Raw genomic sequence first — 24,448 nt, forward strand, 5'->3', positions numbered from 1 at the left:
GGGGGGCGTCATGAAGACATATTCACGATACGCATGGGTGCTGGCGGCCGCGCTGGCGTTGTCCGGCTGCACGGTTGGGCCCAGGTACGTTCAGCCCGGTACGCCGCCAATCGAGCTGGCAAGTCCGCAGGCGGCTCGGCTCGTGGCGGGCCAGGCCGGGACGATGCCAGCGGATTGGTGGACCTTCTTCGAGGATGAGGGCCTGACGCGCTGGATCGAAGCCGCACTGGCGTACAACCACGACATCCGCCGGGCGCAAGCCAATCTGCTGGCTGCGCGCGCCGTGCTCGACGAGCGCCGGCTGGACCGATTGCCCGGCGTCACCTCCGGCGTCGGCTACACGCGCGGTATCCGGCAGCAGCCGGATACCAATGGCCGATCCGCACGCACTTTGTCGGAATCCTGGCAGGCCGGCTTCGATGTGCAATGGGAGATTGACCTGTTCGGCCGGATGGATCGTCTCAGCCAGGCCGCGATGGCCCGCGCCGAAGCCGGCCAGGCGGATCTGGAGTTGGCTCGTTTGAGCATTGCGGCGGAAGTGGCGCGCACCTGGTTCGAAGCGCAGGGGTTGAGACGCCAACGGAAGGTCGCCGCGCAGGAAACCACGAACTGGCGCGAGACCGTCCGGCTGGCCGAGGCGAACGCGCGCGCCGGTGCGGGGCTTCCGGAGGATCTGGAGAACGCCCGCGCCAACCTGCAACGCAGCGAGTCCGCCATCCCGCCGCTGGCGGCGGCATTGCAACAGGCCCATTACCGCCTCGACGTGCTGGCTGGCCAACGTCCCGGCAAGGGGCTGGCCGAACCGGGCGAGCTGCCGGCTGAAGCGCTGGCGCTGCAATTGCCGCTGGGCGACGTGGATCGCCTGATCCGCCACCGGCCGGATGTGGTGCGCGCCGAACGCCTGCTGGCGGCCAGTGTGGAGGATGTGGGCGCGGCCACCGCCGATTTGTACCCGCGCCTGAATCTGGGGGGCTTCCTCGGTTTCTTCGCGCTGCGTGGCGGCGACTTCGGCAATGCAGCCTCGCGCGCTTTTTCGTTAGCGCCTGTCCTGGACTGGCCGGCACTGCGCCTGGGCAACGCCCGTGCGCGATTGCGCGGCGCCGAGGCGCTGTCGCAAGGAGCGCGGGCCGTCTACGAGCAGAGTCTGCTGCGCGCCCAGGAGGACGTCGAGAATGCCGTCACCCGGCTGGTCGAGCATCAGCATCATCTGGCATCCCTGCTGCAGTCGGCCCGCCATGCGCAGGCCGCATTCGAGATCGCCGACAAGCGCTATCGCGCCGGCGCCGGGAGCTACCAGGCTGTGCTGGAGAACCAGCGCACACTGTTTCAGCTCAAACAGCAGATTGCGCAGTCGGAAACGAATTCCTGGCTGCACGCCGTTGCCTTGTACAAGGCGCTGGGGTGGCGGGGGAAATCCTAGAAAGCATCAAAGGGTTGGCGGAGCCTGGCCGGGAATGCCGCGCTCTATCAGCACGGCATCCTTTTTTCGGGCTCAGGCTCATGCCGCGCGGTTCAGTTTCACCGGAGGGAAATCCACTGGCACGGCGAAGGCAATGTTGATGTAGTTAGTGAACAGGTTCAGGGCGACATGCGCAAGTATCTCGACAATCTCCTCGTCACTGAAGCCGGCGTCGCGCGCGGCCTGCACGTCGGCCTCGCCGACCTGTCCGCGCGCCTCGACCAGCTTCAGCGCGAAGCGCAGCGCGGCTGCGGTCTTCGCATCCGACGATTCTCCGGCCTGCGCGGCCGCAAGCTCCTCCGCCGTGGCGCCGGCCTTGCGGCCCAGCACGGTGTGCGCAGCCAGGCAGTACTCGCAGGAATTGCGATCGGCCACGGCTACGGCGATCTGCTCGCCGAGCTTGGCGCCGATGACACCTCCGCCCAGGGCGCCGAACGAGCCCCACATGCTCTTGAGGGCTGCAGTGGAGTTGGCGACGGCCTTGAACATGGCGGGCGTCGCACCGAAGGCGCCGTGGATCTGCGTCAGCAGGGCTTGACGTTCGCCGGTGGCGTTGGCGATTTCAATAAGGGGAACGCGGGACATGATGAATCTCCTTGAAGTTGGTGAATACTGCGTGCATAGGCTGCGCACAGGGGAAATAGTAGGTAGAATTGCTGGACTTATGGCGATGATTAATCCATGAAAGTTATCCAGAAATCCAAGATTCCGTCTGCTTATTCTTCACCGCCGATAGATCGGCTATCTGCGGTGCTGGACCGCTTTCGCGTTCGGGCCGCGCTGTTCCATACAGGGTCGATGTGCGGACATCACGCCTTCGAGGCGGTGCCGGGCCGCGCGTTCATGCACGTGCTGCGCCGGGGCGAGATGGAAGTGCGCCATTCGCCCGGCGAGACAGCCACGCCGAGACTGCGCCTGGCCGAGCCCACATTGCTCCTGTATCCCAGGCCGCTGCATCATGTCTTCGTGAATCCGCCGCATGACGGATCGGACTTCACATGCGCGACGCTTGATTTCGATGGGGGCGAACGCAATCCGATCGTGCGATCCTTGCCCTCGGTCGTTTGCGTATCGCTGGATGCGATAGACGGGCTGCGCCCCGCGCTGGATCTGCTGTTCGCGGAAGCCGACCACGTGCGCTGCGGGTCGCGCCTGCTCGCCAGCCGGCTGTTCGAGGTAGTGCTGATTCAACTGCTGCGCTGGATCGTCGATCATCCGGCGGAGGCCGGCGTGGGCAGCGGCTTGATCATGGGCCTGTCCGATCCGCGACTGGCCAAGTCGCTGGTCGCGCTGCATCATGCCCCGCACGAGGACTGGCCGCTGGAGCGAATGGCGTCGGTCGCCGGCATGTCGCGCAGCGCTTTCGCCGCGGCATTCAGGACGGCCACGGGCACTACGCCGGCATCCTATCTGACCGACTGGCGGCTGACCCTGGCGGCGTCGATGATACGGGCGGGAGCGCCCGTGAAGTTGGCCGCTGCGGAGCTCGGATTCTCCGGTGCGGCATCCCTGTCCAAGGCGTTCCGGCAGCGCATGGGGGTATCTCCGCGCGAATGGATGGCGGGACCGGGCGCAGGAACACTGAAGACAGGAGAGGGCGCATGACCCAGAACAGAACCTCGCTGGCGCGCTATGCCTGGCTGTCCATCGGCGGAGCGCTGTTTACCATCGGCTTGAAAACCGCAGCCTGGCACCTGACCGGATCCGTCGGCCTGTTGTCCGACGCCCTGGAGTCGGTCGTCAATCTGGTCGCCGCCGTGCTGGCATTGATCATGCTGGTAATTGCCGCTCGTCCCGCCGATGCGGGGCATCCGTTCGGGCACGAGAAGGCTGAATACTTCGCCAGCGGCGCCGAAGGCGTGCTGATCCTGATCGCCGCCGCGCTGATCATTGTGTCTGCCGTCGAACGGTTGCTTCATCTCCAGCCTCTGGAGCAGACCGGATTGGGGATCGGCCTTTCGGTGCTGGCCTCGCTCGTCAATTACGGTATTGCCCGGGTGCTGGCGCAGGCTGGGAAACGCTATGAATCGGTGACGCTGGAGGCGGATGCGCAGCATCTCATGACGGACGTTTGGACTACCGCCGGGGTGCTGGCGGGCGTGGTGGCGGTGACACTGACGGGCTGGCTGTGGCTGGATCCGCTCATTGCCCTGTGCGTGGGTTTGCATATCGTCAGGACCGGCTGGCGACTTCTGGGCGGTTCGGTTGCCGGTCTGATGGATACGGCGCTGCCCGAGCAAGAGCAGGCGCTCATCAGGCAGGTGCTGGAGGGCTATCGTCATGAAGGCGTGCAGTATCACGCGCTGCGTACGCGCCGCGCGGCTTCCAGGCGGTTCGTGTCCGTTCATATCCTGGTGCCTGGCGCCTGGAGCGTGCAGCGGGGGCATGATGTGCTGGAGCGGATCGAGGCGGACATGCGAGCTCAGTTGGGAGGCATGACCGTCGTGACGCATCTGGAGCCGGTAGAGGACCCAGTGGCGTGGGACGATCCTGGACTGAAGGACATCTCCTGATGTGCAGGCATAAAAAAAGCACCTGTAAGGACAGGTGCTTCAAAGGCTCGCTGGTGTTTGACCACGCGCCCAAGCGCAGGCCTCGTCGTTCACGACGAGGTCAAGCGAGGCAGTGTTCATATGGCGCCGCAGGCGCCCCTGTATAGTGGCGAGGAAGCTCCCGACTTCAGGCGGGAGTGACTCACTGCAAGTTCCGCCGCCAGCGCCGGGCCGCGCGACCGGCGGGACGTACGGTACAGGCTTAGTTGATCGGCTCGACCGTTATCTTGTTGTGGACATCCTTGACGCCTTCGACGCCGCGAGCGGTTTCTTCGGCTAGCTGGGCTTCTTCCTGGGTGAGGACCTTGCCCGACAAGGTTGTCACGCCATTCGTGGTTTCAACCGAGATGTCCAGGACGTTCAGTTCTTCCTGCGCGACGAATGCGGCCTTGATCTTGGTGGTCAGCGCGGTATCGGATGCGTATTCGCCGATGGAATCGCCAACGGACTTCTCGGAGGTCTGGTCGGCTGCGAAAGCCGCGGGGGCCAGTATGATGCCGGCGCCCAGAGCGGTAGCGGTGATCAGCTTGCGAATATCCATTATCGGTCTCCTTGAAAATGGTTGATGGGGAGTCTCTTTAATGGCGCGCCAAAGGGAAGTCTTGCCGCAGCGGCGGCGTCTGCGCACGCTCCTTATTTCTTCCTCAATGCACCGCCCAGGATGGAGAGCAGGGCGAGAATCAGGAATACGAAGAACAGTATCTTGGCGATGCCTGCCGCTCCGGCGGCAATTCCGCCAAAGCCCAGTACCGCGGCAATGATTGCGATCACGAAGAAAACGGCTGCGTAGTAAAGCATGGGACTTCTCCTCTTTTTGACAGTATTCCGGTTCGTGCCTCTGCAAGAAAATCAGGAGTTGCGATCAAAAAAATCGCGAACTTCTTTTTCAGCCTGTTCCTTCGTCTTGCCGTAACGCTCCTGTATCAGGCCGGCAAGGCGCTGGGCGTTGCCTTCGGTCCGGGTGAGCTCGTCGTCCGTTAATTCTCCCCAGGCGGCCTTGGCCTTGCCTGTCAACTGTTTCCATTTTCCAGCAATGATGTCGTTGTTCATTAATATCTCCCGGAAAGTGCGAAATATTATTTATGGACTTTAAATAACTAAAGTAATCCAAATAATCCTTGTGATTCGCGGTTTCTGAATTGCCGATCAGCTTGATTTAACTTTATGCTTGTTTTTAAAATCTATCAAAATCAATGAGTTATTGTTTGTAACTCGGCGGTTTGCCAGTATTGAAGCCATTCGGCGAGTCTGGCGTGGGGGAGATGGTCAAAGTCAATTCCGTCGGGAATTCATATTTGGCAATATTTGTTCCATCTTTAAATATGAAATTGCATGGATATGCCGGAATGATTGATTGTGAATGCTGTGCTTATATTGTTTCTCCCGTAACTCGATATTGAATATTCTTGCGTACAGGCGCTGAGGCAAGGGGCCGGGTCTTTCTGGCTTACCTGTTCAGTGAAAACCCGATGTTTTCGATGATGCCGGCACAGGCGCGTTGCTATCGCCTCATGGAGCTTCTATAGTGGGTGGCTGAGTCACTCTTTGTCCGCAGCCTATCATGCAAGAGCCTTCCAGAATGCATGCCGTAGATCCAGGATCAGGCAAAGCTCCCGCCGCGCAGACCGAAGCGCTGGCCGGCGCGCGAAAGCAATTTCCAGTGCTCGAACGGCTGACGTTTTTGAGCATCTGCGAGAAAAGCATCGTGCCGGACTGCGGCCGCGCCGCTGTCGAGCATTATCTGGATCTCATGCAGTCCGCGGGCGCAAGCCGCAGTGAGCATGAGATTCGTGTCGAAACAGCGAAACAGAAATTCGCTCGCCTGATCAATGCACACCAGGACGAGATTGCGTTCACACGCAATGTGTCCGATGGCATCAATGGCATTGCCTGCGCAATCGATTGGCAGCCGGGCGACAATGTGGTGCTGACGGCCGAACTCGAGCATCCGAATAATCTGTACCCATGGCGTCACCTAGAGCGCCTGGGCGTGGAATTGAGGCGAGTACCGCCGCGCGATGGCGTCATCGATGCTCCCGCCATGGTGTCGGCCATCGATGACCGGACCCGGGTTGTCACGGCAGCAACCGTTACCTTTGCGCCGGGCTTGCGCACGGATCTGCGGACGATAGGGGAGGCCGCTCGCGAACGCGGTGTGCTTTTCGTTGTCGATGCGGTGCAGTCTGCCGGCATCCTGCACCTGGATGTCGAGAGGGATTTGTTCGATTGCCTGGCGACGTCCACGAGCAAGGGCCTGCTTGGGCTTTATGGAGCGGGCTTTTTGTACTGCCGGCGAGAGGTGGCCCAGCGCTTGACGCCAGCCTATTTGTCGCGCTCGGGGATAGATGCCGGCCCTGGCCAGCATTCGGAGGGCGGCAATGAAGCGTATAGGCTGGCGCCGGGCGCCCGGCGATTCGAGGTGGGCAGTTATCCCCTGGCGGAAGCCTACGCTGTCGATGCGTCTCTGGACTTGATCCTGGGCATAGGGCAGGACGTGATCGAGGCGCATGTGCTGCGGCTTGCGTCCCGGTTTGCCGAGGGCTTGCGCGAGCGCGGCTTGCCCGTGTATGGCGCCTCGGATCCTGCGCATGCATCGCATATTGTGACGCTCGGGGCATTGGGCTCGGGCGGGCACGATTTTTCGCACGATGCCCGTATCAACGAACTGGCTTCCTGGCTGCAGGACCGGCAGGTGGGATTCACGATCCGTCGCGGCCAGTTGCGTTTCGCCTTTCACCTCTACAACAACGAGTCCGACGTGGACCGGGTAATGGCGCTGATCGACGCCTTCCCGGGGGCATGATCACATAATCGTTCCGCCGATTTAGGGAAAACGCCCGGTTGACGGGCTTGGCCGCGGCTGCTGGAATACCAGTATGCCAACCAATATCAATCTGTTGCGCGACCAGGCCTACAAGCTCTTGCTGGACATGGTCATCAGCGGGGAGCTGCATTCCGAAGATCCCCTGTCCGAGCGCAAGCTGGCGGAACGCCTTTCCATGGGCCGCACGCCGGTGCGGGAGGCCTTGCGCGCGCTGGTGCGCGATGGCGTGATGGAAAGCCAGGTTGGCCGCGGCACGTTCGTGCGCCGCCTGACGCCCGAGGATGTGCGTGCGGTGTATCAGACGCGCCAGGCCCTGGAAGGCATGGCCGCTTTTCTTGCGGCGAAGAATGGCCCGACCAAGGCGCTTGCGGGATTGGGCATGCAAATGAAATACATGCGCGAGCACTCCGGCGATTATTCCCGGTCGCAGATCGACGAGATCGGCGCCGAGTTTCACAGGGAGCTTTTCATGGCGGCCGACAACCCCGTGCTGCTGGAAGTATTCGAGCCGTTGCGCCTGCGTTTCCAGATCGCTTTTGGCCTGCCGCGGCATAACAGCACCGATCAGTTGCGGGACACTCTCAAAGAGCATCTGGCCATCCTGGAGGCCGTGGAGAGAGGGGACGGCCCCGACGCCCAGGCAGCCATGTGGGAGCACCTGGAGCACGGTCTTCAGGTGCGCCTGCGCAATTTCGAACAGATGGATGACAGCCAATCCGCTTCGCCGGAGCCCGCTATTCAGCAAAGTCTCTGACGGTTTCCAGGCAAGCTGTGCAGTACGAGTGATTCAGCAGTACCTACTATTTCTATCAGGAGAGTACGAATGAACATCAAGGCAATCTGCAGGTTTACCTCCTCCCTAGCCGGTTTGCTGATCGCTGCCAATGCGCACGCCGGCCCGACGCTGGACGCAGTGAAAGCGCGCGGCGAACTGATCTGCGCGGTCAACGGCAGCCGGCCTGGCTTGTCCGCGGTCGACAGCAAAGGCGTATGGTCTGGGCTGGACGTGGACTCCTGCCGCGCAGTGGCGGCTGCAGTGCTCGGAGACGCCAGCAAAGTCCGCTACGTCAAGACCACCACGCAGACTCGCTTGACTGTCCTGCAGACCGGCGACGTGGATATGACGGCTGCCAATACCACATGGACCATGAGCCGGGATGTGACGACCGGACTGGACTTCACGCCGACCACCTTCTACGACGGCCAGGGCTTCATGGTCAACAAAAGTCTCGGCGTGAACTCGGTGCAGGAACTGGATGGCGCAACGGTTTGCGTGCGGCCCGGCTCCACCTCCGAGGAAGTGGCGACGGATATCGCGCGGAAATTCAACCTGAACTTCAAGATGATCGTCATCGCCGACCAGAAGGAAATGAATACGGCCTTCTTTGGCGGGCGCTGCGATGTGGCGGTCCAGTCCACCGCGGGTCTGGCGGCCAATCGTGCCGCGGCGGCCAGCAATCCCGACGAGTGGGTGATCCTGCCCGGTGTGTTCGGCAAGGATCCTGAAGGTCCCATTGTCAGGCAGGGGGATCCGGAATGGAAGGACATCGTTTCCTGGGCGACTTACGCAATGTTCGAAGCGGAAGAACTGGACGTGAACTCTAGGAACGTGGATGAAAAGCGCAAGGAATCGGACTCCAACATACAGCGCCTGCTGGGCGTCAAGGGAGGGCTGGGATCCAAGCTGGGCCTGGACGACGAGTGGGCTTATCGCATCATCAAGCAGGTAGGCAATTATGCCGAAAGTTTCGACCGCAACCTGGGCAAGGATTCTTCCTTCAAGCTGGAGCGCGGCTTGAATGCGCTATGGAAGGATGGCGGCCTGCTTTACTCGCCTCCCTTCAATTAAGCCTGGGGCGGGGCCGGTATGAGCACGGGCGCAAAGACACGAAGCAGCCGCCGAGGCAGGCCTGACAAGCCATTCAGCTGGCGCGGGCTGTGGCGCAGCCAGAGAATGCGGGGCTATTTCTACCAGATCCTGGTGGTGGCGGGCATGGCGGCCGTCATCCTGTTCATGGTCAGCAATGCCCTCCAGTCCATGGCGGCCAAAGGCATGCGGATCGGCCTGGGCTTTTTGTCGAACGAAGCCGGTTTCACGCTGGCCGAGTCCGTGCTGCCGTTCGGCCCTACGAACACGTTTCTGCAAGCCTTCGCGGCGGGGCTGGGCAATACCCTGTGGGTGTCGTTTGTCTCGTTGATCTTCGCCACTTTGCTGGGCGTGCTGGTCGGCATGGCCAGGCTTTCGTCCAATTGGCTGGTCTCGCGGGGCGCTGCGGTGTATGTCGAAATTTTCCGGAATACGCCGCAGCTCATCCAGATCGTCTTCTGGTACACGCTGTTCACGCTGCTGCCGGGCGCGCGCCAGGCCTGGCACGGCATGGACTGGTGGTTCCTGAGCAATCGCGGACTGGTATTGGCATGGCCGGAGGACAGGCATGCCTTCGCCATTGTCGCACTGGCGCTGGCGGCTGGCCTGGCGGGCGTCTATTTTTTTGCGAAATGGGCCGATCAGCGGCAGCGGAGCACCGGACAGCGTCTGCCTGTGCTGGTCTTGTCTATGGCCGGCCTGATCGCGGTGGGGCTGCTGGCCTGGCTGGCAACCGGCGCTCCGACAGCCATCGAATATCCCAGGCTGACGGGTTTCAACTTCAGAGGGGGCATTACCCTTTCACCCGAGTTCCTTGCGTTGGCGCTTGGGCTGGTGCTGTATTTCGCGGCTTATATTTCGGAAATCGTGCGCTCGGGCATCCAGTCGGTGGGCAAAGGGCAGATCGAGGCCGGACGCGCCGTGGGACTGCATGGCTTCGAGCTTTATCGGCATATCATTCTGCCGCAGGCGCTGCGGGTCATCGTGCCGCCCGTCACGGCGCAATATATCAGCCTGATCAAGACCAGTGCGCTGGGCGTAGCCGTGGGCTATCCGGAATTGTTCAACGTCAGCAATTCCATCATGACGCTTAGCGGCCACACGCTGGAATGCGTCATCATCATGGGCCTGGTGTATCTGTTGCTCGCGCTGGGCGTTTCGTCCCTGATGAATGTCTTCAACAGGGCGGTAGCGCTTCGGGGAGCCGCAAGATGAGCGCCGCCGCAGTCCGTTCGCGCGTGCAAGTGTCGGCCCCGGCGGAGCGCCCATCGCCGCTGCGCCGGGGAGGCCTGGCCAGCAGGATCAGGCAGGGCTTGTTCAATAACGTCCACAACACCGTCCTTTCCGTCATCATGCTTGTCGTTATGGGCTATGTCGGCTGGCATACCCTGCGCTGGGCAGTGCTCGATGCGGTCTGGCATGCCGACGATGCCGCTGTGTGCAAGCAGGCCGCAGGGGCCTGCTGGGCCATCGTGGGGGAAAAATACCGTCTTATCCTGTTCGGCACTTTTCCCTATGAAGAGCAATGGCGGGCCTTTCTGGCTGTCGTGCTGATTCTCGTCCTGAGCATCGCATCGGGCTTCCGCAGACTCTGGTCGCGCCGCCTTTTGCTGGCCTGGATCGCATTGCTGCCCATCGTCCTGGTCTTGATGCTGGGAGGCGTTTTCGGCCTCAGGCCCACAGGCACGCACTTGTGGGGAGGCCTGCCCTTGACCCTGATCATGGCCATCGTCACGGTGGCATTCGGTCTGCCGGGCGCGATCTTCCTGGCCCTGGGGCGAAGGTCGCAACTGCCGGCCATCAAGGCGCTATGCATCGGCATCACCGAAATCACGCGCGGCCTGCCGCTGCTGGTGGTGCTGTTCATGGCTGCGATCATGCTGCCCCTGTTCCTGCCGACGACGTTCCGCATCGACAAGCTGGTCAGCGCGCAGATCGCCATGGTCGTTTATTTCGCCGCTTACGCGGCGGAGATCGTGCGCGGCGGCCTGCAGGCCGTGCCGCGCGGCCAGTACGAGGCGGCCGAGGCGGCGGGCCTCAAATACGGGCAGCGGATGCGCAAGGTGATCTTGCCGCAAGGCTTGCGCATTGTGATCCCGGCCCTGATGAACGACATCATCCGCGCCTTCAAGAATACGACCTTCGTCAGCATTCTTGGCCTGTACGACATTCTTGGCGCCACTGGCGCCGCCACGCAGGATCCCCAATGGGTGCAGTTCGCGCCAGAAGCTTATCTGTTCGTGTTTGCGCTGTACTTCGTCTTTTGCTTCAGCATGTCGAAATACAGCGAATCGCTGTCCCGGCACCTTTCTCAAGGGAGAAACTACTGATGGAAACAGGAGCCGCTGCCGCCGAGCCCGTGGTGCAGTTCAAGGGCGTCAACAAATGGTATGACAGCTACCACGCGCTGCGGGATATCAACCTGGAAGTTGCCAGGGGGGAAAAGGTCGTGGTCTGCGGGCCTTCCGGCTCCGGAAAGTCGACCATGATCCGCTGCATCAACCGCCTGGAAGAGCACCATGAGGGGCAGATCATCGTCGATGGCGTCGAAGTGGCGGACGACATCCGGAAAATAGAGCAGATACGGCGCGACGTCGGTATGGTGTTCCAGGGCATCAATCTTTTCATGCATCTGAACGTGATGGACAACCTCACGCTCGCTCCCATCTACGTCAACAAGACACCGAAGCACGAGGCGGAGGCGTATGCCAGGCAACTGCTGGCGCGTGTCGGCCTGGCCGATCAGGCTGAGAAGTATCCCGGCCAGCTGTCGGGAGGCCAGCAGCAGCGGGTCGCCATTGTGCGCGCCCTGATGTCCAGGCCCAAGGTCTTGCTGTTCGACGAGCCGACGTCCGCGCTGGACCCCGAAATGATCAAAGAGGTACTGCAAGTGATGACCGAGCTTGCGGAGGAAGGCATTACCATGATCGTGGTAACCCACGAAATGGGCTTCGCGCGCAAGATGGCCGATCTGGTTGTATTCATGGATGCGGGCCGCATCGTCGAGGCGGCGCCTCCCGAAGAATTCTTTTCCAATCCAAAGAGCGAACGGGCCAGGCAGTTCCTGAGCCAGATCATCAATCATTGAACGGAGCCGTTCATGCAACCCATTGCCGCGCCTCGCATCGATCTCGTCAGTGATACCGCAACCCGGCCCAGCCCGGAGATGCGACAGGCCATGGTGCAGGCCGAGGTGGGAGACGAGCAGCGAGGCGAGGATCCCAGCACCAATCTGTTGTGCGCCCGCGTAGCCTCTCTGCTTGGCAAGGAAGCCGCCCTGTTCCTGCCGTCTGGCGTCATGTGCAATCAGGTAGCCATACTGGTGCATTGCCGGCCGGGCGACAAGATATTCGCGGACGAGTCCGCGCATATCGTCGGCTCCGAGGCGGGTGCGCCCGCCGCGCTGGCCGGCGCAATGGTGCATACCCTGGCGGGGCAGGGCGGCATGTTTACCGCCCAGCAGATGTCGACGCATATCCGGCCGGGCAAGCGGAATGCGCCGCGCGCGCGCCTGGTGGTGCTGGAACAGACCGTGAACCGGGGCGGGGGCGGTGTCTGGCCGCTGGCGCAGGTGCGGGAAATCTCCGAACTCGCTCGCAGCCATTCCATCGCGGTGCATATGGACGGCGCCCGCCTGTTCAATGCGGTCGTCGCGTCCGGCGTGCCGGCACGGCATTATGCGGAACAGTGCGACAGTGTATGGATCGATCTGTCCAAGGGCTTGGGCTGCCCCGTCGGCGCCGTTCTGGCGGGATCGGCCGAGTTCATCGAGCAGGCCTGGTTCTGGAAGCATCGCCTCGGCGGGGCGATGCGGCAATCAGGCATGCTGGCCGCAGCGGGCCTGTATGCCCTGGACCATCATATCGACCGCTTGGCGGAGGACCACGCCAATGCCCGCCTGTTTGCCGACCGTGTGACGAGGCTGCCCGGGGTCAGGCTGGATTCCGATGAGGTACAGACCAATCTGGTCTTCCTCGATGTCCGGGAAACCGGCTTTACGGCCCAGGAACTGAGCGCGAGGCTGATGCGGCAAGGCATCCGCATCGGTGCGGAGGGCGCCTGCCGCTTGCGGATAGTGACGCATATGGATGTCAGCAAGGCCCAGGTCGAAGAAGCCGCCGAAGCGTTTGCCGCCGTGCTCAGGGAATAGGTGGGAACTGCGGCGCCCATCCCGCCTCTCACCATCTGCCGCCAGCACCGCCTCCGCCGCTGGAGCCGCCGCCGAAACTGCTTCCCGAACTGCCGCCTCCGCCGCCCGAACCGCCAGAGCCCCCGGAGCTGGAGCTACTTTCCTGCAGTTTGGGGAGCACTACCATCCCCATCGATATCTTGTGGCTGCAGAAGGCGCAGGTCTTTATGCGTTCGCCTTTCCCCGTCCGGGTATAGGTTGCCCGCTGATACACTTTGATTTCGGGCTTCTTCAGGGTCTGCCCCTGGCAGCTCGGGCAGATTTCGTATCGGGAGATATGGTTTCCATCGAACGCGGCGATATGTTTGTCGCCGGTTTCCTCATCGAGCCAGATCTCGTAGGACTTGGAGCCCAGCTTCTCTTCCTGGATCTGCAGATCGGTCAGGTAGTTTTTCAGGTCTGCGCGCGTTAGCGTATCGCGATTGACGCGAGCCCACTTTCCGGCTGTGGCGGGCGGCGCCTCCCGCAGGCGTGCATTCCTGCTATTGCGGCCCAGATCGTAGTATGCCTTGTAGGAGAGTGGCGACAACAGCAGCGGGATGAGACTCAGGCGGATGAACGAGGCCTGCATATCCAGGCGGAGTTTCGTATCCTTGGTGCTGCGCCTGATGAATTCGCGGCATTCGTAATAATGGAAGAGCAGCACGAACGTCCCGAATGCGGCAACGAAGTACGGCAGGTTCTGCAATCGGTAGACGCGCTCGATCACTTCCAGAACAAGAAATACGAACAGGCTGAGGAACAGGGAAAGCAGGAAAGCAAACAGCGCATACCAGAAGGCGTATCCCTTGTAGCGTTTCGGCTTGATTGCATGCTTTTTCAGCGCTCGTTTGCGCGCAAGGCTCATCCAGCCGAATCCGATGGCGAATATGGCCAGTACATGCATGGTCCGTTCCAGCGTGGCGGAATGCCGGTTCCAGAATGTAGGCTGATAGGCTTTCAGCCCGTCCAGTTCTATCTGGTGGTCAGGCGACAGGAACACGCTTTCTATCGCTTTTGCAGTGGCCAATACCGCCATGTCCGTGTTGCCGTCCTTCAGGTACGGAACCAGGTAGCTTTCCCCGATATGCTTCAGCAACAGGTCGGGAAAGATGCCTCCCAGCCCATATCCGCTGATGAAGCGGTATTCGCGCCGGTCCATGCTGAGGAACAGCAGCAGGCCGTTGTCGCTTCCCTGCTTGCCGATGCCCCAATGCGTGAACAGATCCAGGGCGAACTGGAAATCGCTGCCGCCCCGGTAGTCGTTCACGACCACGATGGCGAATTCGCTGCTGTTGGCTTGCTCGATGCCCGCGCTGATGGCATCCAGCTGTGCGATCGTGCTGGCGTTCAGGTTGCCGTCCGGGTCGCTGACATAGTGGCCATGTCCTTGGCTTTTGGGATTGGGAATGGCCTGTACCGAATACTGCGCATAGGCATTAAGGCACCAGAGGAAGCCGATCAGGGCGGCGATCAGGGCAAGGGGTTTCTTGTACATCGGGCGCGAGATGATGGGGGAGGGCCATATTCTGGGCCCTTCGTCCCCTTGCCGCAACTAAGTGTTCAAGTCTGATGCCTTTGGAGAACTATGGTTGCAACTGACGGCTTGCTTGCGCCGCGGCCGTCCTAGCGGACGGTGATCCACTTCTCCTTCTCGCCGTTATAGATGACGCCATAGCGTTCCACCGCCGCCTCGTCGAACCGGAATCCCAGGCCCGGGTCCTTGGGCAGCAGCAACTGGCCGTTTTCCGCGACGAGCTGCTTGTCGATCAGCCGGCGGAAATTGACGATGTGGTCGTCAGGCATCCATTCGACATAGGTGGAGTTCGGAGTGGAGGCCACGAGATGGATGTGCACGTCGTGCCAGGCGTGCGGCTCGACGGTAAGCCCATGGCTGGCGGCCGTGGCCGCGATGCGGCGCCATTCGGTGATGCCGCCGCACACAGTCGCATCGGTCTGGAGCAGGGTCGTGGCGCCCGACTGGATCAGGTCCTTGAAGCGCCAGCGGCCGGCCTCGACCTCTCCCGTGGCGATGGTGATGCGGGTCGCCGCCGCCAGCCTGGCGTGATTGTCGATGTCGTCGGGAGAGAACGGTTCTTCCAGCCAGAAGGGGTTGAACGGCTCGAAGCACTGCGTGTATTCGAGCGCGGTGGGAAGATCCCGCCAAGCGTTGTTGGCGTCGAGCATGAGCCGTACATCGTCGCCGATGGCATCGCGCACCGCAGCCATCCGCTCGCGTTCCTGCGCGACGCTTTTCAGGCCCACCTTCATCTTGACGGCCGTGAAGCCTTCGCTGACGTGCGTCTCCATTTCACTGGCGAGATCGGCGTTGGTCTTGCCGGGCAGGTAGTAGCCGCCGCTGGCATAGGCGGGAACGCGATCCAGCGTCGTGGCGCCCAGGTAGCGATAGAGCGGCAGCGATGCGCTGCGCGCATTGAGATCCCACAAGGCGATGTCGATGGCGGACAGCACGCGCATCACGGCGCCGGCGCGGCCCAGCAGCAGCGCGTCCTGATACATCTCCGTCCACAGGCCTTCCACCCGGTGGCTGTCCTGGCCGATGAGCTTGGGGGCGAGCAGTTCGGTGGCGGCGATGGACAGCAGCCGGCCGGCGCTGTTGACCGCATAGCAGTATCCCAGGCCTTCATGGCCGTCGGTGCTGCGGATGCGGATCAGGCAGTATTCTCTCGCGGTGACTTGCCGAGTGGAAAAGGTGACCGGTTCGTCCAGGGGGACGCGGGCAATGCAGACGGATACGGATTCGATGACGGACATTGATGTGTGACTCCTGATGACTGAACCGGTCCCGGTCGGTTTATTGCAATGTGATGTTGGCGGACTTGATGACGTCCGCCCATTTCTTCTGCTCGCTGTCCAGCAGGTCCTGGAACTCCCGGACGCTGCTTCCTATCGGATTCAGGCCCATTTCCGCGAGCTTGCTCTTGATCGGCTCGTTGCGGACGATGTCCACGATTTCCTTGTTGAGCAACTTGACGGTGTCGTCCGGCGTCTGGGCCGGAGCGATAATGCCGAACCAGACATTGGCCTCGTAGCCGTCCACGCCGGACTCTGCAAAGGTCGGTGTGTCGGGAAGCTGCGGCAGCCTTTCCTTGGAGGTCACGCCCAGCGCCTTGAGCTGGCCCGACTGGATGAAGGGCAGGCTTTGGGTAGGCGTGGCGAATATGACAGGGATGACGCCGGCGAGAAGGTCAGCTTGCGCTGGCGCGCCTCCCTTGTACGGCACTGCGTTCATCTTCGTTCCTGCTACCTGGTCCATCAGCTCCATGGCGATATGCTGGGTGGAGCCCATGCCGGGCGTGCCGAAATCGATGGCGCGTTCCGGCCGGGACTTGGTGTACGCCACGAATTCGGCGACGTTGTTCGGGGCGAACTTGGTGTTGGCGACCAGCACGAAAGGCGTGTCCGCGATGACGGAAATGGGCTTGAAGTCGTCCAGCTTGTAGTTCAGGGAGGGATAGAGCATGGTGTTGGTCACGTGCGAGGAAATGACCAGCATCAGGTTGTAGCCGTCCGGCTTGACCCGCGCGACTTCCGCGGTGGCGATGGTGCTGTTCGCGCCCGGTTTGTTTTCCACGATGAAAGGTTGCTTCAGGCGCTCCTGCAGCTCGGCGCTGATCAGGCGGGCAATGGTGTCGTTCGAACCGCCGGGCGCCATGCCCACGACTACGCGGACCGGTTTGTCGGGATAGTTCTGCGCTTGCGCGGGCGCTGCTGCAAGCGCCGAGGCGAGTACCGCTATGGCGGGAAGAATATGGCTTAGGCGTTTCATTGCATGTCTCCTGGAAATAGATTTCTTATGCGGACAACAGGAGCAAGCATAGTCAGAATATTTAAGCTGATAGATGGATTTTTTCCATCTATTAATTGAAAAATCAGCTTAATTTGGCGCGAAAAGAATTGCTTGGCCGCAGACGGTCGAGTTCCGTCTCGAAGTGCTCCCGAACCAGCGCGATGAATGCCGTTGCAGCCAGGGAAGGCGTTCGATGCTTCAGGCGCAGCAGGCATATGTTGCGTTCGTTGATGGGAAGATCGATGGGAATGGCGCGCAAATGAGGGTCGCGGAACTGGCGCAGGCCCAGCGTGGGGATGATGGTGGCGCCCAGGCCTTCGATGACCAGGGCGGCGGCGGTGGAAAGGCTGTTCACCTCGTACGATCGCCGCCATTGCTGGGGGTAGATCACAGCGTCGAGATGCTGGCGGATGCTGCTGGCGCCGTCATAGACGATGATGGGAAACGCTTCCTGCACTTCGCTGGCTGTCAGGCTCCGGCGTTTCGCAAGCGGATGGCTTGCGTGGCACACGAAATGGAAACTGTCCGAGGCCAGTGTCTCGGCAATGAAATCGCTCCCTTCCGATGTGGCTGCGCAAAGGGCGAAATCCACCCGGCGATGCCGGACGTGCTCGATGCAGCCCGTATTGGCGGTGTCCTTGATGATGAGTTCGACGCCGGGGTGTTCTGCATGGAAACGGGAGATCAGTGAGGGCAGGATGGAGGAGTAGATCGTGGGAAGCGCCGCAATGGCTACCTTGCCGCGCCTGAGCTCCGCCTGGCTGCGCATTTCCTCCAGGGCGCGTTCGGTTTCGGGCAGGAGCGTGTTGACGATGTTCAGAAAGACTTCGCCTTCGTTGGTGAGCTCGACATTGCGCGTGTTGCGCGAGAACAGCTTGAGTCCCAGCCCCGCTTCGAGATTGGAAATCAGCGAACTGAAAGCGGATTGGGTCAGGCTGCACTGCTCGGCGGCGCGCGTGAAATTGCGTGCCTCCGCCAGGGCGGCAAAGGCGCGCATCTGGCGAAGGGATAGATTCATGGTGGCGTCCTCCTTGGCTGCCGAGGGTCGTCCCGGATTGATTGGTCAATGCTTCTTGGATGGGGCTCGACAGGAGGAGTCTACTCTCATTGTTTTGTCGGGAGTATGGGCATGGTCCAAATCGCTGAAGCCAGCCCCGGCTTTGGTTTTTACTTCAGATAAGTGCGCAGCGTCTTCATCAGGGCCTCGATTTCCTCGTCCGGATCCCTGGCTTCTCGTACGGCAACGGTTTCTTTTGCAGAGCCGAACAACTCACGCAAGTGGCTGTCCAGGACTTCCGCCATCAAGCCATTCGCCGCGCCGCGAAGCGCGGCGATCTGCTGCAGCAGCGACTTGCAATCGGTGCCTTCCTCGACGGCGCGCTCCAGCGCGGCGGCTTGCCCTTTGATACGGCGCAGGCGCATGACCGCGCGCTTTTTGTCTTCTGGCGAGTAAGGCATGGATTGCCGCTCCTCTGGGGAGAAAATGCCGCCGGTGAAAATGGCGAATGGGTTGACGTCGGGGGGGGAGCCGGCCTAGCGCTTCAGCGCGGCTGCGTGGTGCGCAATGTGATCGCCGATGAAGCTGGCGATGAAGTAGTAGCTGTGGTCGTAGCCGGGCCGCAGATTCAGGGTCAGCGGATGGCCTGTTCCCTCGCATGCCGCGCGCAGCAGTTCGGGCCGCAGCTGGTTCTCGAGAAAATCATCGGCCAGGCCCTGGTCCACCAGCAGCGGCAGCCGTTCGGATGCCGACTTCAGCAGCTCTACCGTATCGTGCGCCTTCCATGCCTCTTGGTCATCGCCCAGATAGGCCGCGAACGCCTTCTGCCCCCAGGGCACCTGGGATGGAGCGACGATGGGAGAGAACGCCGATACGCTGCGATAGCGGCCGGGCTCGCGCAGGGCGATGGTCAATGCGCCGTGTCCGCCCATCGAATGCCCGCTGATGGAACGCTCCTGGGTGGCGGGCAAAGAGGCTTCGATCAGGGCGGGCAGTTCATGAACGATATAGTCGTACATGCGGTAGTGCCTGGCCCATGGCTGCTGCGTCGCGTTGAGATAGAATCCGGCTCCCTTGCCCAGGTCGTAGGCTTCGTCGTCGGCCACATCGTCTCCGCGCGGGCTGGTGTCCGGGGCGACGATGATGATGCCGTGCTCCGCCGCGTAGCGCTGCGCGCCGGCCTTGGTAATGAAATTCTGTTCGGTGCAGGTCAGGCCGGACAGCCAGTACAGCACCGGCAGCTTTTCGGTTTCGACCTGCGGCGGCAGGTACACCCCGACGTTCATCTGGCAGCCCAGTGTCTGCGACTGATGCTGATAGACATCCTGCCATCCCTGGAAGACGGCGTGGCGTTCGATACGGTTCATGTGTTTCCTCTGTATCAGTCAGGCATCAGTAATGCACGACGGAACGGATGGACTTGCCTTCATGCATCAGGTGGAAGGCTTCGTTGATGTCTTCCAGGCCCATCGTGTGCGTGACGAAAGGAGCCAGGTCGATGTCGCCCTTCATGGCATCCTCAACCATGCCGGGCAGTTGTGAGCGTCCCTTGACGCCGCCGAATGCCGAGCCCAGCCAGCGGCGGCCGGTGACCAGCTGGAACGGGCGCGTGGAGATTTCCTGGCCGGCGCCCGCCACGCCGATGATGACGGATTGCCCCCAGCCGCGGTGCGCGCATTCCAGAGCGGCGCGCATGACGTTGACGTTGCCGATGCACTCGAAGGAATGATCCACGCCCCAGCCCGTCATTTCGACGATGACCTGCTGGATGGGCTTGTCGAAGTCCTTGGGGTTGATGCAGTCGGTCGCGCCGAAGGTGCGCGCCAGGTCGAATTTGCCCGGATTGGTATCGATGGCGATGATGCGGCCGGCCTTGGCCTGGCGGGCGCCCTGGATCACGGCAAGGCCGATGCCGCCCAGGCCGAACACGGCGACGCTGTCGCCCGGCTGCACCTTGGCGGTATTGTGCACGGCGCCGATGCCGGTGGTGACGCCGCAGCCCAGCAGGCAGACGTGCTCCGGATTGGCGTCGGGATTGATCTTGGCCAGCGAGACTTCGGCCACGACAGTGTATTCGCTGAAGGTCGAGCATCCCATGTAGTGGTAGATGGGCTGGCCATTGTAGGAGAAGCGCGTGGTGCCGTCGGGCATCAGACCCTTGCCCTGCGTGGCGCGAACGGCCACGCACAGATTGGTCTTGCCGGACTTGCAGAACAGGCACTCGCCGCATTCGGCGGTGTACAGGGGGATGACATGGTCGCCGGGCTTCACGCTGGTCACGCCTTCGCCGACTTCGACGACGATGCCTGCGCCTTCATGGCCGAGAACGGCGGGGAACACACCTTCAGGGTCATCGCCCGACAGTGTGAAGGCATCCGTGTGACAGACGCCTGTATTCGTGATCTTGATGAGGACTTCTCCCTTGCGGGGCGGCTCCACGTCGATCTCGACGATCTCCAATGGCTTTCCGGCTTCGAAAGCGACAGCTGCGCGTGACTTCATGGCTTGGTCCTTAAAGAGAAGAAGAGGGAATGGACGAGACCAGGATTCCGGCCGGTCTGCGTGAATCTCTCATGTATGTACATACTACTGGAGAGTATTCTACACCATACTCCCGGTGAGTATCATCCTTGCACTTTTTTCAGATCACGGTTAACTTTGGCGCTATGTGATTTTTTGAACAAATTCCTTTTTTGGTACAAAATGGCATCCAGCTGTGTTTGAGGACGGCGGAAGGCTTTTGCATGCGCGAGCCGCATTTGCTCCAGGACTTTGGGGATGGGGCGGAATTTCCAGGAGGGTATTCATGAGCGGGAAAAAACTTTCACCTGTGGCTCTCGATATGGACAGGCCCGCGCTGGATGCCGTCCCGGAGGCCGCGTGGGGCAGCGACTACTTTGCCGAACTCATTCGCGCCACCGGAGTAAAGTATCTCGCCTTGAATCCTGGTGCCAGTTTTCGCGGCATCCACGATTCGCTGGTCAATCACCTTGGAAATCGCGATCCCGCCATATTGCTGTGCCTGCACGAGGAGCATGCGGTCGCGATTGCTCAGGGCTATGCCAAGGCCTGCGGCCAGCCCATGGGCGTATTCCTGCACAGCAATGTCGGGCTCATGCATGCATCCATGGCAATCTTCAACGCATGGTGCGACCGTGTGCCGGTGCTGCTGTTCGGGGCGACGGGCCCGGTGGATGCCGCTGAACGGCGTCCCTGGATCGATTGGCTGCATACTGCCAAGGATCAGGGATCGCTCGTGCGGGATTTCATCAAATGGGACGATCAGCCGGCCTCGCTCGGCGCGGCGGCCGAGTCGGTAATGCGGGCCAAAGCCATTGCGATGACTGCGCCGTGCGGACCGACCTATGTCTGTTTCGATGTGGGGCTCCAGGAACGGCGCTATGACGCCATGCCTCCCTTGCCCGAGCCAGGCCGCTATGCCCAGGCGGCGGACCCCGTGCCGCCAGCGGCCATGATAGAAGCCGCTGCCGATGACATTGCGGCGGCGGCGCGGCCTGTGATGCTGGTCGGCAGGGTTTCGCGGTCGGTCGAGGCATGGAACGACCGCATTGCTCTGGCGGAGCTGCTCGGCGCTCGGGTACTCACCGACCTGAAGACGGCGGCGGGCTTCCCGCCCGACCATCCGCTGCATGTGGGGCCCCCGGGCGCTTTCCTGTCTCCTCCGCAAACAGAAGCGCTGCGCCAGGCGGATCTCGTGCTCTCGTTCGACTGGATTGCGCTGGAAGGCGCATTGCGGACCGCCGTCAAGGACTCGGCGCACCCCGCTCGGGTCGTCCATGTCTCGCTGGACAGCTATATCCACCGCAGCTGGAGCATGGATCATCATGGATTGCCTCCGGTCGACATCGGCTTGAACGGGCAGCCCGACGACGTCCTCCCCATGCTCCTGGATGCGTTGCGGCGCCGGATCGCGAAGCCAAGATCGGAGGCAAGGCTCCAGCCTGCACAGCCGACAGCCTTGCCCAAGGCCGATCACCTGGACAATGCCGCCTTCGCGGCAACGGTGCGCCACGCACTGGAAGGACAGGAGGCGACGGTAACCCGGCTCAACCTGGGATGGCCGGGGGACGGATTGCGCCCGCGCCATCCACTGGATTATCTGGGCAATGACGGGGGGGCGGGTGTCGGATCGGGCCCCGGCAATGCCATTGGCTCGGCCCTGGCTTTGAGCGAGATGGGACGAATCGCGGTGGCGGTCATCGGCGATGGAGACTTCCTGATGGGCAATTCCGCTCTGTGGACTGCCGCGCACTATCGAATTCCGCTGTTGATCGTCATTGCCAACAACCAGTCGTTCTACAACGACGAACTTCATCAGGAACGCATGGCGGTTCTGCGCGAGCGCCCCGTAGAAAACAAATGGATCGGACAAATCATTCGCGGGCCGTCCGTCGACCTGCTGGCAATTGCGGCGGCGCAGGGCGCCAGGACCATAGGCCCAGTCTCGGAGCCGGCAGCCCTGGCTGCCGCGATCGGTACAGGCCTCGATCTGGTGCGCTCCGGCGAAATCTGCGTCATTGACGCGCGCGTCGAGCCCGAATATGACGCCAGCATGAAGAGCGGAATGGCCGTCGACAGCGGAACAGGACGATAGGGACAAGGGCGAACAATTGATTTCGGAGATATGCCATGAGCCAGCAGAAGCAGACTTCATCCGTCATTCCCGTCAACGACGGCCATTACTACGGGGGGCAGTGGCATGCTCCGATCGATGGCCGCTATACCCAGGTCGTCAATCCCGCCACGCAGGCAGTCCTGGGCAGGGTGGCGAATGCGGCGGCTGAGGACGCGGACGCCGCTGTCGGGGCGGCGCGCAGCGCGTTTCCGGTATGGCGGAGTACGCCGATCTTCAAGCGCGCCGAGATCCTGAGATCGGCTGCGGCGGTATTGCGGCGGCATGACAAGGAGCTTGCGCTTCTTGATGCGCTGAACTGTGGGAATCCCGTCGCCGAGATGGTGCATGACGTCCATGCGGCCGCGGCGATGCTTGAATACTTTGCCGGCCTGATCCCGGAGCTCAAGGGCGACACAATTCCCATGAACAATGGGTCGTTCAATTTCACGATTCGAGAGCCGCTGGGAGTGATTGTCAGGATCTATCCCTCGAATCACCCGCTGCTGTTCGCGGCTTCCCGCATCGCCGCCGCGCTGGCCGCGGGCAATACGGTCGTCATCAAGCCGCCGGAGCAGGCGCCGCTATCGTCGATTCGCATGATCGAGCTGATCGCCAATCTGTTTCCCGCCGGCGTGCTGAATTGCCTGAACGGAGATCGGGCAGCCGGCGCGGCGCTCGTCGAACATCCTCTGGTCGCCAAGGTGGCACTGACGGGAGGAGAGGCTGCCGGAAAGGCTGTGCTGCGCGCCGCGGCCGAGCAGATCAAGCCGACGCTGCTGGAGCTTGGGGGCAAGAACGCGCTGATTGTCTATCCGGATGCGGACCTGCCTGCCGCCGTGACTGGCGCGGTGCGGGGTATGAACTTCCTGTGGGCGGGCCAATCGTGCGGATCGACCAGCCGCGTCTATGTGCATGCGAGCCTGTATGACGAGTTCCTGGAGCGGTTCGCCAAAGGTGTAAGGGCGGCCCACCGTCCAGGACTTCCGGAGGATCCGAAGACGACAATGGGATGCCTGGGGCACAAGAATGCCTTTGACAAGACGATGTCCTACATTGAGCTGGCGCTATCGGAAGGAGCCAGGCTCGTAACGGGCGGCCGGCGTCCGGACGATCCCGAGCTGGCCAATGGCTGGTTCGTCGAGCCGACGATCTTTGCCGATGTGGCATCCGATATGAGGGTCGCCCGCGAGGAGATCTTCGGACCCGTCGTCGTGGTGATCCCGTGGACGAACGAGGATACGCTGATGGCGGAAGTGAATGCGCTCGACTACGGCCTGACCTGCTCGATATGGACGCAGGATCTGAACACTGCGCTGGCCGCGGCCGGCCGCGTGGAGGCCGGGTATGTCTGGATCAATGGATCGAGCTCGCACGCCATCGGCGCGCCCTTCGGCGGCTACAAGCGCTCGGGCCTGGGGCGCGAGGAGTGCCTGGAGGAGCTGTTCGAGTTCACGCAGGTGAAGAATGTCAATGTCGCGCGTGCCTCGTCCTGAGCCTTGTCCGCTCAGGGCTGAGTCACCCTGCGAGCTTTACCGCCAACTGGGCCACCTTGGCGCCTTGCGCGAACGCCAGTTCCAGTTCGGGCTCGGAAGGCTGGCGCGAGCCGTCGGCGCCTGCGATGGTGGCGGCGCCGTAGGGCGAGCCTCCCTTGACCTGCGACATGTCGAACTGGGACTGCAGGCCGTAGCCCGTCGGCACGATGATCATGCCGTGGTGTGCCAGGGTGTGCCAGAAAGACGTGATAGTGGTCTCCTGGCCGCCAAGGGTGCCGGTTGACGTGAATACGCTGGCGATTTTCCCCGCCAGCGCGCCCTTGGCCCACAGGCCGCCGGTCTGGTCCAGGAAGGTGCGCATCTGGCCGCTCATGTTGCCGAAGCGGGTGGGCGTGCCGAAGATGATGGCGTCGTATTCGCCCAGTTCATGCGGATTTGCGATTGGCGCGGCTTGGTCGGCCTTGCCGCCGGCGGATTTGAATGCTTCGGCTGGAATGGTCTCAGGGACGCGCTTGACGATGACTTCCGCGCCATCGATGCTGCGCGCGCCTTCGGCAACCCTGTCGGCCATTGTTTCGATGTGACCGTACATGGAATGATAGAGAACCAGAACTTTAGCCATGATGTTTCCTTTGCAATGG

At 61.9% G+C, this 24,448-nt stretch carries 24 protein-coding genes; 12 read left to right on the top strand and 12 right to left on the bottom strand.

The genetic code is table 11. The features are described from left to right. Positions 1-10: 10 nt before the first annotated feature. Positions 11-1,420: an efflux transporter outer membrane subunit gene (locus EV686_RS14340; RefSeq protein ID WP_132477646.1), complete on the top strand. Its 1,410-nt coding sequence runs from the start codon at positions 11-13 to the stop codon at positions 1,418-1,420. A 78-nt stretch (positions 1,421-1,498) separates the two neighbouring features. Here EV686_RS14340 and EV686_RS14345 read toward each other — a convergent pair whose 3' ends face one another. Then, positions 1,499-2,044, bottom strand: a complete 546-nt coding sequence (locus EV686_RS14345) for a carboxymuconolactone decarboxylase family protein (RefSeq protein ID WP_132477647.1) — start codon at positions 2,042-2,044, stop codon at positions 1,499-1,501. A gap of 147 nt (positions 2,045-2,191) precedes the next feature. Here EV686_RS14345 and EV686_RS14350 point away from each other — a divergent pair, with 147 nt between their 5' ends. Both EV686_RS14350 and EV686_RS14355 read left to right on the top strand, forming a co-directional pair. After that, positions 2,192-3,064 carry an AraC family transcriptional regulator gene (locus EV686_RS14350; RefSeq protein WP_132477740.1) on the top strand — a complete coding sequence of 291 codons (873 nt, stop codon included), beginning with the start codon at positions 2,192-2,194 and terminating at the stop codon, positions 3,062-3,064. After that, positions 3,061-3,972, top strand: coding sequence for a cation diffusion facilitator family transporter (locus EV686_RS14355; protein ID WP_132477648.1), 912 nt, complete (start codon positions 3,061-3,063; stop codon positions 3,970-3,972). The genes EV686_RS14350 and EV686_RS14355 overlap by 4 nt, the downstream gene beginning before the upstream one ends. Before the next feature lie 241 nt (positions 3,973-4,213). On the opposite strand, the gene EV686_RS14360 is transcribed toward EV686_RS14355, so the two are convergent. The 3 genes from EV686_RS14360 to EV686_RS14370 all read right to left on the bottom strand — a co-directional run bounded on the left by EV686_RS14360 (position 4,214) and on the right by EV686_RS14370 (position 5,061). Continuing rightward, a complete protein-coding gene (locus EV686_RS14360; protein WP_132477649.1) occupies positions 4,214-4,552 on the bottom strand; it encodes a BON domain-containing protein in 339 nt (112 codons plus the stop codon). A gap of 92 nt (positions 4,553-4,644) precedes the next feature. Beyond that, positions 4,645-4,809 carry a DUF1328 domain-containing protein gene (locus tag EV686_RS14365; RefSeq protein WP_132477650.1) on the bottom strand — a complete coding sequence of 55 codons (165 nt, stop codon included), beginning with the start codon at positions 4,807-4,809 and terminating at the stop codon, positions 4,645-4,647. 51 nt (positions 4,810-4,860) lie between these two features. Further along, positions 4,861-5,061, bottom strand: a complete 201-nt coding sequence (locus EV686_RS14370; RefSeq protein ID WP_132477651.1) for a CsbD family protein — start codon at positions 5,059-5,061, stop codon at positions 4,861-4,863. A gap of 511 nt (positions 5,062-5,572) precedes the next feature. Here EV686_RS14370 and EV686_RS14375 point away from each other — a divergent pair. The 7 genes from EV686_RS14375 to EV686_RS14405 all read left to right on the top strand — a co-directional run bounded on the left by EV686_RS14375 (position 5,573) and on the right by EV686_RS14405 (position 12,852). Then, entirely contained in the window at positions 5,573-6,814 is a 1,242-nt protein-coding gene (locus tag EV686_RS14375; RefSeq protein WP_132477652.1) for an aminotransferase class V-fold PLP-dependent enzyme, read from the top strand. 73 nt (positions 6,815-6,887) lie between these two features. Then, the gene (locus EV686_RS14380; RefSeq protein ID WP_132477653.1) at positions 6,888-7,589 is read left to right on the top strand and encodes a GntR family transcriptional regulator; all 702 of its coding nucleotides are present in this window, start codon (positions 6,888-6,890) and stop codon (positions 7,587-7,589) included. A 69-nt stretch (positions 7,590-7,658) separates the two neighbouring features. After that, a complete protein-coding gene (locus EV686_RS14385; protein WP_132477654.1) occupies positions 7,659-8,684 on the top strand; it encodes an amino acid ABC transporter substrate-binding protein in 1,026 nt (341 codons plus the stop codon). 18 nt (positions 8,685-8,702) lie between these two features. Further along, positions 8,703-9,917, top strand: a complete 1,215-nt coding sequence (locus EV686_RS14390; protein WP_132477655.1) for an amino acid ABC transporter permease — start codon at positions 8,703-8,705, stop codon at positions 9,915-9,917. Then, positions 9,914-11,032: an amino acid ABC transporter permease gene (locus tag EV686_RS14395; RefSeq protein ID WP_132477656.1), complete on the top strand. Its 1,119-nt coding sequence runs from the start codon at positions 9,914-9,916 to the stop codon at positions 11,030-11,032. Before EV686_RS14390 ends, EV686_RS14395 begins: the two co-directional genes overlap by 4 nt. Next, positions 11,032-11,790: an amino acid ABC transporter ATP-binding protein gene (locus tag EV686_RS14400; protein WP_132477657.1), complete on the top strand. Its 759-nt coding sequence runs from the start codon at positions 11,032-11,034 to the stop codon at positions 11,788-11,790. The genes EV686_RS14395 and EV686_RS14400 overlap by 1 nt, the downstream gene beginning before the upstream one ends. Before the next feature lie 12 nt (positions 11,791-11,802). Further along, positions 11,803-12,852 (top strand): threonine aldolase family protein, encoded by a 1,050-nt coding sequence (locus EV686_RS14405; protein WP_132477658.1) that lies wholly within the window; start codon positions 11,803-11,805, stop codon positions 12,850-12,852. A gap of 28 nt (positions 12,853-12,880) precedes the next feature. Here the strand turns inward: EV686_RS14405 and EV686_RS18720 are convergent, their stop codons facing one another. The 7 genes from EV686_RS18720 to EV686_RS14440 all read right to left on the bottom strand — a co-directional run bounded on the left by EV686_RS18720 (position 12,881) and on the right by EV686_RS14440 (position 20,180). Further along, the gene (locus tag EV686_RS18720) at positions 12,881-14,368 is read right to left on the bottom strand and encodes a TPM domain-containing protein (protein WP_132477659.1); all 1,488 of its coding nucleotides are present in this window, start codon (positions 14,366-14,368) and stop codon (positions 12,881-12,883) included. 128 nt (positions 14,369-14,496) lie between these two features. Further along, a complete protein-coding gene (locus EV686_RS14415) occupies positions 14,497-15,645 on the bottom strand; it encodes a mandelate racemase/muconate lactonizing enzyme family protein (RefSeq protein ID WP_132477660.1) in 1,149 nt (382 codons plus the stop codon). Positions 15,646-15,685: 40 nt separating this feature from the next. Beyond that, positions 15,686-16,660, bottom strand: coding sequence for a Bug family tripartite tricarboxylate transporter substrate binding protein (locus tag EV686_RS14420; protein ID WP_132477661.1), 975 nt, complete (start codon positions 16,658-16,660; stop codon positions 15,686-15,688). Between the two features lie 103 nt (positions 16,661-16,763). Continuing rightward, the gene (locus EV686_RS14425) at positions 16,764-17,699 is read right to left on the bottom strand and encodes a LysR family transcriptional regulator (RefSeq protein ID WP_132477662.1); all 936 of its coding nucleotides are present in this window, start codon (positions 17,697-17,699) and stop codon (positions 16,764-16,766) included. A gap of 149 nt (positions 17,700-17,848) precedes the next feature. Then, on the bottom strand, positions 17,849-18,139 hold the full coding sequence (locus EV686_RS14430; protein WP_132477663.1) for a metal/formaldehyde-sensitive transcriptional repressor: 291 nt from the start codon (positions 18,137-18,139) through the stop codon (positions 17,849-17,851). 75 nt (positions 18,140-18,214) lie between these two features. Then, entirely contained in the window at positions 18,215-19,045 is an 831-nt protein-coding gene (gene fghA / locus EV686_RS14435; RefSeq protein ID WP_132477664.1) for an S-formylglutathione hydrolase, read from the bottom strand. A gap of 25 nt (positions 19,046-19,070) precedes the next feature. Beyond that, positions 19,071-20,180, bottom strand: coding sequence for an S-(hydroxymethyl)glutathione dehydrogenase/class III alcohol dehydrogenase (locus tag EV686_RS14440; RefSeq protein ID WP_132477665.1), 1,110 nt, complete (start codon positions 20,178-20,180; stop codon positions 19,071-19,073). Between the two features lie 304 nt (positions 20,181-20,484). Between EV686_RS14440 and EV686_RS14445 the strand changes: the two genes are divergently transcribed. Both EV686_RS14445 and EV686_RS14450 read left to right on the top strand, forming a co-directional pair. Beyond that, a complete protein-coding gene (locus EV686_RS14445) occupies positions 20,485-22,293 on the top strand; it encodes a thiamine pyrophosphate-binding protein (RefSeq protein WP_243650898.1) in 1,809 nt (602 codons plus the stop codon). 35 nt (positions 22,294-22,328) lie between these two features. Then, positions 22,329-23,807: an aldehyde dehydrogenase family protein gene (locus tag EV686_RS14450; RefSeq protein ID WP_132477666.1), complete on the top strand. Its 1,479-nt coding sequence runs from the start codon at positions 22,329-22,331 to the stop codon at positions 23,805-23,807. Between the two features lie 22 nt (positions 23,808-23,829). Here EV686_RS14450 and wrbA read toward each other — a convergent pair whose 3' ends face one another. Then, the gene (wrbA, locus tag EV686_RS14455) at positions 23,830-24,429 is read right to left on the bottom strand and encodes an NAD(P)H:quinone oxidoreductase (protein WP_132477667.1); all 600 of its coding nucleotides are present in this window, start codon (positions 24,427-24,429) and stop codon (positions 23,830-23,832) included. Between the last annotated feature and the right edge of the window lie 19 nt (positions 24,430-24,448).

The sequence above is a fragment of the Paracandidimonas soli genome, from assembly GCF_004342005.1.
Taxonomy (GTDB): domain Bacteria; phylum Pseudomonadota; class Gammaproteobacteria; order Burkholderiales; family Burkholderiaceae_B; genus Paracandidimonas; species Paracandidimonas soli.

Coding starts and splice junctions, on each gene's coding strand:
- EV686_RS14375 (WP_132477652.1), top strand. CDS start 5,573: ATGCAAGAGCCTTCCAGAATGCATGCCGTAGATCCAGGATCAGGCAAA.
- EV686_RS14420 (WP_132477661.1), bottom strand. CDS start 16,660: ATGAAACGCCTAAGCCATATTCTTCCCGCCATAGCGGTACTCGCCTCG.
- EV686_RS14360 (WP_132477649.1), bottom strand. CDS start 4,552: ATGGATATTCGCAAGCTGATCACCGCTACCGCTCTGGGCGCCGGCATC.
- EV686_RS14405 (WP_132477658.1), top strand. CDS start 11,803: ATGCAACCCATTGCCGCGCCTCGCATCGATCTCGTCAGTGATACCGCA.
- EV686_RS14445 (WP_243650898.1), top strand. CDS start 20,485: ATGAGCGGGAAAAAACTTTCACCTGTGGCTCTCGATATGGACAGGCCC.
- EV686_RS14390 (WP_132477655.1), top strand. CDS start 8,703: ATGAGCACGGGCGCAAAGACACGAAGCAGCCGCCGAGGCAGGCCTGAC.
- EV686_RS14395 (WP_132477656.1), top strand. CDS start 9,914: ATGAGCGCCGCCGCAGTCCGTTCGCGCGTGCAAGTGTCGGCCCCGGCG.
- EV686_RS14415 (WP_132477660.1), bottom strand. CDS start 15,645: ATGTCCGTCATCGAATCCGTATCCGTCTGCATTGCCCGCGTCCCCCTG.
- EV686_RS18720 (WP_132477659.1), bottom strand. CDS start 14,368: ATGTACAAGAAACCCCTTGCCCTGATCGCCGCCCTGATCGGCTTCCTC.
- EV686_RS14370 (WP_132477651.1), bottom strand. CDS start 5,061: ATGAACAACGACATCATTGCTGGAAAATGGAAACAGTTGACAGGCAAG.
- EV686_RS14430 (WP_132477663.1), bottom strand. CDS start 18,139: ATGCCTTACTCGCCAGAAGACAAAAAGCGCGCGGTCATGCGCCTGCGC.
- EV686_RS14385 (WP_132477654.1), top strand. CDS start 7,659: ATGAACATCAAGGCAATCTGCAGGTTTACCTCCTCCCTAGCCGGTTTG.
- EV686_RS14400 (WP_132477657.1), top strand. CDS start 11,032: ATGGAAACAGGAGCCGCTGCCGCCGAGCCCGTGGTGCAGTTCAAGGGC.
- EV686_RS14425 (WP_132477662.1), bottom strand. CDS start 17,699: ATGAATCTATCCCTTCGCCAGATGCGCGCCTTTGCCGCCCTGGCGGAG.
- EV686_RS14345 (WP_132477647.1), bottom strand. CDS start 2,044: ATGTCCCGCGTTCCCCTTATTGAAATCGCCAACGCCACCGGCGAACGT.
- EV686_RS14340 (WP_132477646.1), top strand. CDS start 11: ATGAAGACATATTCACGATACGCATGGGTGCTGGCGGCCGCGCTGGCG.
- wrbA (WP_132477667.1), bottom strand. CDS start 24,429: ATGGCTAAAGTTCTGGTTCTCTATCATTCCATGTACGGTCACATCGAA.
- EV686_RS14380 (WP_132477653.1), top strand. CDS start 6,888: ATGCCAACCAATATCAATCTGTTGCGCGACCAGGCCTACAAGCTCTTG.
- EV686_RS14450 (WP_132477666.1), top strand. CDS start 22,329: ATGAGCCAGCAGAAGCAGACTTCATCCGTCATTCCCGTCAACGACGGC.
- EV686_RS14355 (WP_132477648.1), top strand. CDS start 3,061: ATGACCCAGAACAGAACCTCGCTGGCGCGCTATGCCTGGCTGTCCATC.
- EV686_RS14440 (WP_132477665.1), bottom strand. CDS start 20,180: ATGAAGTCACGCGCAGCTGTCGCTTTCGAAGCCGGAAAGCCATTGGAG.
- fghA (WP_132477664.1), bottom strand. CDS start 19,045: ATGAACCGTATCGAACGCCACGCCGTCTTCCAGGGATGGCAGGATGTC.
- EV686_RS14365 (WP_132477650.1), bottom strand. CDS start 4,809: ATGCTTTACTACGCAGCCGTTTTCTTCGTGATCGCAATCATTGCCGCG.